The organism is Trebonia sp., assembly GCF_049794275.1.
In the GTDB taxonomy this organism is placed as follows: domain Bacteria; phylum Actinomycetota; class Actinomycetes; order Streptosporangiales; family Streptosporangiaceae; genus Trebonia.
Window position 1 is genome coordinate 1 of record NZ_JBARCR010000071.1, and the last position, 8,704, is coordinate 8,704.

The following is an 8,704-nucleotide window of genomic DNA, read 5'->3' on the forward strand; positions in this document are numbered from 1 at the left end:
GCCGCCCATCGCGACGGCGAAAGAGGCTCCTCCTGCCGAGCGCTTCTTGCTGTTATCAGATGACATCCGGTGACGCTGAAAGTTTGACCGGCCAGAGGCGGCCAAGGTTTCAGCGCTACGGCATTCACGAGACTGAGGCGCGCACAGCAGAGCAGAGGGGCCAGGCGACTCGAGGGCGCCGAGGGGACGATGGGGCGGAGTGACGGGCCCGTTCGGGATGATGGGGAAGGTCAGCCGACGGCGACCTCGGCGCGGTTCGCGTAGAACGCCACGTGACCGGCGATCTCCTTGACCGCGTCGTAGGGCTGCTCGTAGGTCCAGATCAGGTCGGCCTCGGTCGCGCCGTCCGGGGTCTGGACGCTGTAGTAGCTGGCCTCGCCCTTGTAAGGGCAGTAGGTGTGGCTGTCGGTGCGCCGCAGCAGGCTCTGGTCGACGTCGCCGAGGGGGATGTACTGCACCACGGGATAAGACGACTCGGCCAGCGACAGCGCGCTGTCCGACTCGGCGACCGTCACGCCGCCGACGCGCACGGTCACGCGGGAACCGGTGGGGCGGACGGTGATCGGGTGGGTGGCGTCCGGGATCTTCGCGGCGCGGTCCATGACAGGGCTCTCTTCCGGAGTGGGTCAGCGTGTATCTGCGTAAGCCCGCACGGGGCCGCAGACATTCCGGAACGGGCCCGCTATCTCGCGGGCTTGCGCGCCACGCCGCCGAAGAAGCTGTGATAGTTCTCGTCCCGCTCGATGAACGTCCCCGGCGCGGGGCGCCAGTCCAGGATGGACACCAGGCCGGGCTCGAGCAGTTCCCAGTCGCCGAACCAGGTGAGGATCTCCTCGTCCTCCCGCCAGCGCCCGCTGCCGAGCGTGCCCACCAGGAGCTTCTCGCCCTCGATGGTCACGGCGCGCAGTTCTGGCAGCTCGGGTCCTGGCAGCCGCAGGCTGGAGAGCGCGAGGTAGCTCCCGTCGGGCATCGCGTCCCGCAGCTGGGCGGCGATCCGTCCCGGCTCATCGTCGTCCGTGACGTGGTGCAGGATCGCGAACAGCAGCAGGCCGATGGGCTTCCCGAAGTCGATCAGCTTGCGCACGTCGGGGTCGGCCAGGATCTCGGCGGGCTTGCGGACGTCGCCGACCACGATGTCGGTGGTCCACGAGTCGGTGAGCAGCGCCTTGCTGTGCGTGTAGACGATCGGATCGTTGTCGACGTGCACGACGTGCACCGTCGGGTCGATCGCGTGCGCGACCTCGCTCACGTTGCCCTGGGTGGGCAGCCCCGAGCCGATATCGAGCAGCTGCGTGAGGCCGACATCGGCGACGAGGTGGCGGACCACCCGGCTCAGGAACGCGCGGTTGTTTTTCGCGGACATCCCCGCCTTCGGCGCGATCTCGAGGGCCTGCCGCACGAACTCGCGGTCCGCGGCGAAATTGTCTTTCCCGTCGAGAAAACAGTCGTAAACGCGCGCTACGTTCGGCCGGGTGATGTCGATGTCGGCAACCGTGTACCGGTTGCCGTCCTTGTCGCTGGTCATCGGTGACCTCCGCCGCCCCCGCGGAAACACGGGCTTTATCAAGGCTAACGATAGCCCCGGACCGCGGGGCTGGCAGCAAGTATGGCATCAGGCCAAGTACTCTTTGTGTGCATGACCGGGTCCTCGCTGTACCGGAAGGTGGCCGAAGATATCAAGGCGGCCATCGCGGCAGGCACTTACCCGGCGAACACCAAGCTCCCTTCGGAAAGCGAGCTGGCCGAGCGGTATTCGGTGTCTCGTGGCACGATAAGGCAGGCGTTCGCCGCGCTGCGGGCGGACGGCGTGATCGCCTCCCGTCGCGGTGCCCGCCGGGTGGTGATCGGCGGCCCGCGGGTGCAGAGCTTCGGCGAGCTGCTGTCGTTCTCCCGCTGGGCACGAGCCATCGGCGAGGTGCCCGGCGGCCGCGTGGTGACCCTCGAGCGGCGCCCCGCCACCGAGGCCGAGGCCGACCGGCTGGCGCTGCCCGCCGGCTTCCACGTCTGGTCCCTGGTCCGGGTGCGGCTGCTGTCAGGACGTCCCGTGATGGTGGAGCGCGCCGCCTATCCCGACCAGGTGGGCACGCTCGTCGCCGAGATGGACCTGTCCGTCGACTCGATCACCGAGCGGCTCGAGGCGTTCGGTGTGGTGTTCACCGACGCCGAGCACGTGATCGACGCGGTGCCCGCGTCCGCCGAGGACGCCCGGCTGCTCGGCGTGCGGGCTGGGGTACCGCTGCTGCGCGAGCGGCGGTTCACGACGGACCGTTCCGGGCAGCCGGTGGAGTGGTCCGACGACCGGTACGTGGGCTCACTGACAGCGTTCAGCATCCGCAACTCCGTCGCCGTCAACGCACTGTCCCGGACGTCCGCTGCCCCGTCATAGCCCAAAGTTGGCTATACAAGTTATACTCGTCATCTGTGGCTGAGCAGCGGGTGGTGATCGTCGGGGGCGGCGTGCTCGGCACGATGCACGCCGTCATGGCACGGCGCCGCGGGTTCTCCGTGGTGCACCTGGAGCGGGAACCAGAGGCGCGCGGGGCGAGCGTGCGGAACTTCGGCCTCGTCTGGGTGAGCGGACGGCGAGCGGGCCCCGAGCTCGCGCTGGCGTTGCGCGCACGGGAGCTGTGGGAGGAGATCGCCGCGTCCGCTCCCGGCACCGGGTTCCGGCCCGCCGGGTCGCTGACGCTCGCGACCCGCGAGGCGGAGCTGCGCGTGCTCGGCGAGGCGGCAGAGCTGCCCGACGCCAAGCAGCGCGACTTCGAGCTGCTCGACCCCGACGGCGTGCGCGCGGTGAACCCGGCGCTGCGGGGCGAGTTCCTCGGCGGGCTGTACTGCCGGGCCGACGCGATCGTGGAGCCGCGGGTCGCGCTCCCCGCGCTGCGCTCAATGCTTGCCAGCACGGGGCTGGCCAACACGGCGCTGGCGGGGCCGGGGTACGAGTGGCTGCCCGGCCGGGAGGCCGTCGAGGTCGTCGCGCACGGAGTGCGGGACCAGCGCGGCCGGTGGTACCGCGGTGACCTCGTGGTGCTGTGCACCGGGGCGAACTTCACCGGCGTGGCCGGGCCGCACCTGGCGGCCACGGTGCACCACCTGCGGCGGGTGCGGCTGCAGATGATGCAGACCGCGCCGTTCCCCGAGTCGCTCACGACGTCGGTCGCGGACGGCGACTCGCTGCGCTACTACCCGGCCTACGACGTGCCGTCGCTCGCCCTGCTCGGGCCGCAGACCCCGGTGGCCGCGGCGAGCCGCGCGCAACTCCTGCTCGTGCAGCGCGCCGACGGCGGGCTGACCATCGGGGACACCCACTCCTACGACGAGCCGTTCGCCTTCGACGTGGACGAGGAGCCCTACGACCACCTGCGGGCCCGCGCCGAGGCGCTGCTCGGCCGCCCGCTGCCCCGGGTGCTGCGCCGGTGGGCCGGCGTCTACAGCGAGGTGACCGGCACGTCCGACCTTTACCACCGATCCGTGGTCGCGCCCGGCGTGGTGCTCGTCACCGGCCCGGGCGGACGCGGCATGACCTGTTCGCCCGCGATCGCCGAGGAGACGTTCCTGCCATGAGCCAGCGCCGTATTTCCGTCGCCTGCCTGGACATGGCAGGCACCACCGTCAGGGACGACGGCATCGTGATGGCCACGTTCACCGACGCGATCACCAGCTTCAACCTGCCCGTCGCCGAGTTCGTCACGGCGATGAAGTACGTCAGGGCGACCATGGGCCAGTCGAAGATCGAGGTGTTCCGGCACATCCTCGGTTCCGAGGGCGCCGCGCAGGCGGCGAACGCGGCGTTCGAGGCGCACTACGCGGCGGCGGTCAGTGGCGGTGAGGTGGCGGCGATACCCGGCGCGGAAGCGCTGTTCGCGCACTGCCGGTCCGCCGGGATCAAGGTGTGCCTGAGCACCGGCTTCTCCCCCGCGACGCGGGACGCGATCATCGCGGAGCTCGGCTGGGGATCGCTGGTGGACCTGGTGCTGTCCCCCGCCGACGCCGGCCGCGGCCGGCCGTGGCCGGATATGCCGCTCACCGCGCTGCTGCGGCTCGGCGGCGGCTCGGTGCACGAGCTGGCGGTCGTCGGCGACACGACAAGCGACGTCGAATCCGGCCTGCGGGCGGGCGCGGGGATCGTGGCCGGCGTGCTGACCGGCGAGTCGACGAGAGCCGAGCTCGAGGCCGTGCCGTCGCAGACCGGCCTGCCGGGGTCGCCGCTCATCCTGGACTCGATCACCGGCCTGCTGCCGCACCTCAGCTAGCTCAGCCCTCCCTCGGCTAGCGCAGCTCACCACCAAACCGGTTTGGTGCGGCGGACACCGGGTAGCCCGCTGTACGGCGATGGCCGGACGGGAAACACCGATCAAGGAGGCGACGATGAGCGCGGGTCTGGATCAGGAGACCGGAGTCCGGATCACGGGACGGCAGCTCGGCGCCAGCCGGCATGCTCCCGCTGTAGCGAGGCAGTTCACTCGCGGCTTTCTGGCCGACATGGGCGCAAGCGCCTGGTGCCAGCAGGCGGGTGAGCTCATGGCCAGCGAGCTCGTGACGAACGCCCTCGTCCACGCCAAGTCCGCGGCCCGGCTGTGGATCTCGATCGCGGACGGGATCGCCAGGATCGAGGTCACCGACGACGGACCCGGCGATCCGGTGCTGCGCGACCCCGGGCCTGAAGGCGGCTACGGCCTGTGGCTGACCGACATGCTCGCTCAGTCCTGGGGCGTCATCCCCGCTGCCGGGGACCTGGGCAAGACCGTCTGGTTCACTATTTCGCTCAGCGGATCGCGTCAGTTCGCCAGCCGTCTCGTCAGTTAGCTTCTAGCGCGTCGTCCTGGCGCCGCCGTTGACGGCGATCACCTGCCCGGTGATGTGCCTCGGACGCCACGGCGCGAGCTGCGGCGAGCTATCCAGCAGCTCGCCGGTCTTCACGAACAGCGCGGTTGCCAGGGTGTCCAGATCGGTGTCCACCGTGCCTCTAGGTCTGGCGCGGGATGGAGGGACGCCAGGGCAAGGATCACGCTGTGGGCCTCGACGCTCTGGGCAGGCAAGGGCTCAGGCCGCGACATCGGCTCGGCGCCCGCGTCCCACTGGGGCATCGCCGGGTGAGAACATCCCGCCGCCAGGCCTATGCGAGCGGTCGCCCGGGTGTGGTCAATGCGTCAGCAGGTGCACGACCAGGGCGAGAACGCCGAGGCCCAGGGTGAGCTTGAGTGCGAGGATCGCGCCGCTGGCAGCGATGGTGATCAGCCAGCCTCGCCGGGTCCTGGGCCGCCGGATGTGCTTGAGGCCGGGCCAGCCCCTGGTGGTCCGCTCGGTCACAACGTGCCTCCATGTGCGATGCGGGATGGCGGGGCGGGGCGCTCTTGGCGCACGCCCGTGTCCTGGCTTGCGGCTGGGACGGCAGGTGGTCCGCCGCCCCGGCCGCTCAGTCACTGGCCGGCCGGCGCGTTCCAGTCGAGGAGCTGGACGATGACGCCATTGGGGTCGGTGACCTGGAACGCGCGCTCACCCCAGGGCTCCTCGCGCAGCGGCATGGTGATGTCCACGCCCTCCTCGCGCAGGCGGGCCAGCTCACCCTCGAGGTCTTCGACGACGAACGCCAGGATCAGGCCGGCGGCGTGGGTATCACGCTGGTCCTCGGGCAGCAAGGGCAGCCCTCGGCGCAGGAAGACGACGTTCATCCCGGCGTCCTCGCGTGCCAGGGAGGCGAAGCCGTCTGCCGCCATGTCCTGCCGGAAGCCGAAGTGGCTGGCCAGGAATGCGGCGGAGGCGGGCACATCGGCGACGTTGAGGGATACGGCGGAAGCGGTGATCTGCATGGGAGGGCTCCTCGGTCCGGGCGATCGGGACTCCAATCAACACTGTATCTAGTACAGTGTACTGCGTACAACAAAAGTAGGCGGGAGAATGTTCCGATGCCCACCGAACACAGCAGCGGCGGCGACCCGGCACGCACCCTCGAACTACTCTGGCGCGAGCCCGGCCCCGCGGACTCGCGGCGCGGACCGCGCCAGGGCCTGAGCCTCGAACGGGTCGCCGCGGCCGCGATCGCCCTCGCGGACAGCGACGGCCTGGGCTCAGTCACCATGCGCGCGGTCGCTCACGGCCTCGGCGTGGTGCCGATGTCGCTGTACACCTACGTGCCCGGCAAGGCCGAACTACTCGACCTGATGCTCGACACGGTCTACCGCCAGATGCCGCGCGGCGACCTGTCCGGCATGCCGTGGCGCGAGCGCCTGGCCGCCGTCGCCCACGAGAACCGCGACCTGTTCACCCGGCACCCCTGGATCGCCGAGGTCTCCACCACCCGGCCCCCGCTCGGCCCCGGACTCATGGCCAAATACGAGCACGAACTTTCCGCGTTCGAGGGCCTCGGGCTCGACGACGTCGAGATGGACGCCGCCCTCACCTTCCTGCTCGGCTTCGTCCAGGCCGCCGCGCGCTCGGCCGCCGAGGCGAACGCCGCCAGGCAGGACAGCGCGATGAGCGAGGAGCAATGGTGGGCCGCCAACGCCCCCCTGCTCGCCCGGGTCTTCGACGAGGCAAAGTACCCCACGGCCTCCCGCGTCGGCGCCGCCGCAGGCGCCGCTCACGGCGCAGCCTATGACCCCGACCACGCCTACACCTTCGGCCTGCAGCGCGTCCTCGACGGCCTCGGCGCCCTAATCGACACCAGCGGTGCCTGACCCGCAACCGCTGGCCCCGCCGCGTCTCCGACCGCACCGCCCGCAACCTTCGCCGGACGCACCAAACGGACTACGCCGCCTGATCGTCTGAGACACCCCCGACCTGGCTGCCACGGGCCATGACCACAACCCTCGATCCCCTGGAATCAATCGCCTAGGGGAGGATGGGCGCATGACAGGTTCTCCGGCGCTGCCGGTCATCGACGTGGCGCCGCTTGCTGGCGGCGGCGCGGGCACCGTGGTCGCGGGCACCGTGGTCGCGGGCACCGTGGTCGCGGGCACGGTGGCGGAGCAGATCCAGGCGGCGTGCCGGGACCGTGGCTTCTTCTACGTGACCGGCCACGGCGTGCCCGCGGAGCTGCTCGATGAGCTGGCCGGCGCGAGCGCCGAGTTCTTCGCCCTGCCCGCGGCGGACAAGACGGAGATCGCCATGGCGCGGGGCGGCCGGGCCTGGCGGGGCTATTTCCCGGTCGGCGGCGAGCTCACCTCCGGGCGGCCGGACCTGAAGGAAGGGCTCTATTTCGGCACCGAGCTGCCCGAGCACGACCCGCGGGTGCTGGCCGGCCTGCCGCTGCACGGCCGCAACCTGTTCCCGCGCCAGGTCCCGCGGCTGCGGGAGCTCGTGCTGTCGTACCTGGACGCGCTGACCAGCCTCGGCCAGTCGGTGCTGGCGGGGGTGGCGCTGAGCCTCGGCCTCGACGCCGGGTACTTCGCAGACGGGTACACCGCGGATCCGACCATCTTGTTCCGGATCTTCAGCTACCCGCCGCCGCCGCCGGAGGCCGCCGGCTGGGGGGTCGGCGAGCACACCGACTACGGGCTGCTGACGCTGCTCGCCCAGGACGACAGCGGCGGCCTGCAGATCGCCGCGCCGGAGGGCTGGATCGAGGCCCCGCCGGTCCCCGGCACGTTCGTCTGCAACATCGGCGACATGCTGGACCGGCTGACCGGCGGCTGGTACCGGTCGACGCCGCACCGGGTCCGCAACCTCAGCGGCCACCCGCGGCTGTCGTTCCCGTTCTTCCTCGACCCGGGATTCGCCGCCGAGGTTCCCCCGCTGCCCGGCCGCGCCGCCACCGGAGACGACGGCCAGCGCCGCTGGGACGGCCAGGACCTGCGCGCCTTCACCGGCAGCTACGGCGACTACCTGCTGGGCAAGGTGTCGAAGGTCTTCCCGCAGCTCAGGCGCGACGTGCTGTTATCCCGTTAGTCACGCGGCGGGACCGTGTTATCCGCGTGGCGGGACGGTGTTATCCGCGTGGCGGGACCGTGCCGTGCAGCAGCATCGCGAGGTCCGCGGGGCGCAGCGCGTCCGAGCGCTGCCACAGCGCGGCCGGGATCGCGTCACGCTGCGAGACGGTGCGCACGGTGCCGAGTCCCGCCGCCCGTGCCAGGTCCGCCATCTCATCCGGCGCGAGGCACGACAGCCACGGCTCGCCACGCTCGGCGGACGCCTGGGCGACGAGGCTGCCGTAGGTGTCGCCCGCGTCGTCGCGCAGCTCCGCGGGCAGCACGTAGTCGGCGATGACCTCGCTGCCCGGCGCGAGCGCGCCGACCACGGCCAGCGTCGCGGCGATCGCGTCCCTGGTCAGGTACATGGTGACGCCGAGCCAGCTGACCAGGGCCGGAGCCGAGCCGTCGAAGCCCGCCGCGGCGAGGAGGCCGGGCAGCGCGCCGGTGGCCAGGTCCGCCGGCACGAACGTGACCCCGTCTGGCACGGTCACCCGGGCGTGCGCGAGCGCGCGGCGCTTCCAGTCCTGGGTAGCCGGATGATCGACCTCGAACATCCGGACCCGGCGTCCGCCGGCCAGGCCGCCGCTCCGGTAGGCGAACGAGTCCAGGCCGGCCCCGAGGATCACGTACTGGGTGACGCCACTGCCGGCGGCGCGGGCGAGCGCGTCCTCGGTGTACCTGCTGCGGCAGGTGACCTGCGCCCTGGCGCCCGCAAGCACCGGGTGCGTTCCGTGGCTCGTGTGGTAGCTGAGCAGCTCTTCGGCCCGCTCCCCCAGCAGCGCCAACGCGAGCGT

At 71.4% G+C, this 8,704-nt stretch carries 11 protein-coding genes and 1 pseudogene; 6 read left to right on the forward strand and 6 right to left on the reverse strand.

All coding sequences use genetic code 11. The annotated features are described in order from the left end of the window. Positions 1-230: 230 nt before the first annotated feature. Positions 231-602, reverse strand: a complete 372-nt coding sequence (locus tag WA805_RS01900) for a DUF427 domain-containing protein (protein WP_425241505.1) — start codon at positions 600-602, stop codon at positions 231-233. Positions 603-682: 80 nt separating this feature from the next. Continuing rightward, positions 683-1,525: an SAM-dependent methyltransferase gene (locus tag WA805_RS01905; protein ID WP_425241506.1), complete on the reverse strand. Its 843-nt coding sequence runs from the start codon at positions 1,523-1,525 to the stop codon at positions 683-685. Between the two features lie 111 nt (positions 1,526-1,636). Here WA805_RS01905 and WA805_RS01910 point away from each other — a divergent pair, with 111 nt between their 5' ends. From WA805_RS01910 to WA805_RS01925, 4 genes are all read left to right on the forward strand, one after another. Next, positions 1,637-2,386 carry a GntR family transcriptional regulator gene (locus WA805_RS01910; protein WP_422281794.1) on the forward strand — a complete coding sequence of 250 codons (750 nt, stop codon included), beginning with the start codon at positions 1,637-1,639 and terminating at the stop codon, positions 2,384-2,386. 50 nt (positions 2,387-2,436) lie between these two features. Then, positions 2,437-3,564 (forward strand): TIGR03364 family FAD-dependent oxidoreductase, encoded by a 1,128-nt coding sequence (locus WA805_RS01915; protein WP_422284676.1) that lies wholly within the window; start codon positions 2,437-2,439, stop codon positions 3,562-3,564. Continuing rightward, on the forward strand, positions 3,561-4,253 hold the full coding sequence (locus tag WA805_RS01920) for an HAD family hydrolase (protein WP_424564792.1): 693 nt from the start codon (positions 3,561-3,563) through the stop codon (positions 4,251-4,253). Before WA805_RS01915 ends, WA805_RS01920 begins: the two co-directional genes overlap by 4 nt. A gap of 115 nt (positions 4,254-4,368) precedes the next feature. Beyond that, entirely contained in the window at positions 4,369-4,806 is a 438-nt protein-coding gene (locus WA805_RS01925; protein ID WP_422338182.1) for an ATP-binding protein, read from the forward strand. Positions 4,807-4,863: 57 nt separating this feature from the next. Here the strand turns inward: WA805_RS01925 and WA805_RS01930 are convergent. From WA805_RS01930 to WA805_RS01940, 3 genes and pseudogenes are all read right to left on the reverse strand, one after another. Then, positions 4,864-4,959: pseudogene (locus WA805_RS01930) on the reverse strand (IS982 family transposase); the annotation flags it as partial. 183 nt (positions 4,960-5,142) lie between these two features. Further along, positions 5,143-5,310, reverse strand: coding sequence for a hypothetical protein (locus tag WA805_RS01935; RefSeq protein WP_422290402.1), 168 nt, complete (start codon positions 5,308-5,310; stop codon positions 5,143-5,145). Positions 5,311-5,420: 110 nt separating this feature from the next. Continuing rightward, on the reverse strand, positions 5,421-5,810 hold the full coding sequence (locus WA805_RS01940; RefSeq protein ID WP_422290403.1) for a VOC family protein: 390 nt from the start codon (positions 5,808-5,810) through the stop codon (positions 5,421-5,423). Between the two features lie 96 nt (positions 5,811-5,906). On the opposite strand from WA805_RS01940, the gene WA805_RS01945 reads away from it, so the two are divergent. Together WA805_RS01945 and WA805_RS01950 are read left to right on the forward strand one after the other, a co-directional pair. Further along, on the forward strand, positions 5,907-6,677 hold the full coding sequence (locus tag WA805_RS01945; RefSeq protein WP_425241507.1) for a TetR/AcrR family transcriptional regulator C-terminal domain-containing protein: 771 nt from the start codon (positions 5,907-5,909) through the stop codon (positions 6,675-6,677). A 172-nt stretch (positions 6,678-6,849) separates the two neighbouring features. Beyond that, the gene (locus WA805_RS01950; RefSeq protein WP_425241508.1) at positions 6,850-7,887 is read left to right on the forward strand and encodes an isopenicillin N synthase family dioxygenase; all 1,038 of its coding nucleotides are present in this window, start codon (positions 6,850-6,852) and stop codon (positions 7,885-7,887) included. A 40-nt stretch (positions 7,888-7,927) separates the two neighbouring features. Here the strand turns inward: WA805_RS01950 and WA805_RS01955 are convergent. Next, on the reverse strand, positions 7,928-8,704 hold a 777-nt coding region (locus WA805_RS01955), incomplete at its 5' end, for a class I SAM-dependent methyltransferase (RefSeq protein ID WP_425241509.1).

Coding starts and splice junctions, on each gene's coding strand:
- WA805_RS01925 (WP_422338182.1), top strand. CDS start 4,369: ATGAGCGCGGGTCTGGATCAGGAGACCGGAGTCCGGATCACGGGACGG.
- WA805_RS01920 (WP_424564792.1), top strand. CDS start 3,561: ATGAGCCAGCGCCGTATTTCCGTCGCCTGCCTGGACATGGCAGGCACC.
- WA805_RS01945 (WP_425241507.1), top strand. CDS start 5,907: ATGCCCACCGAACACAGCAGCGGCGGCGACCCGGCACGCACCCTCGAA.
- WA805_RS01940 (WP_422290403.1), bottom strand. CDS start 5,810: ATGCAGATCACCGCTTCCGCCGTATCCCTCAACGTCGCCGATGTGCCC.
- WA805_RS01950 (WP_425241508.1), top strand. CDS start 6,850: ATGACAGGTTCTCCGGCGCTGCCGGTCATCGACGTGGCGCCGCTTGCT.
- WA805_RS01900 (WP_425241505.1), bottom strand. CDS start 602: ATGGACCGCGCCGCGAAGATCCCGGACGCCACCCACCCGATCACCGTC.
- WA805_RS01910 (WP_422281794.1), top strand. CDS start 1,637: ATGACCGGGTCCTCGCTGTACCGGAAGGTGGCCGAAGATATCAAGGCG.
- WA805_RS01905 (WP_425241506.1), bottom strand. CDS start 1,525: ATGACCAGCGACAAGGACGGCAACCGGTACACGGTTGCCGACATCGAC.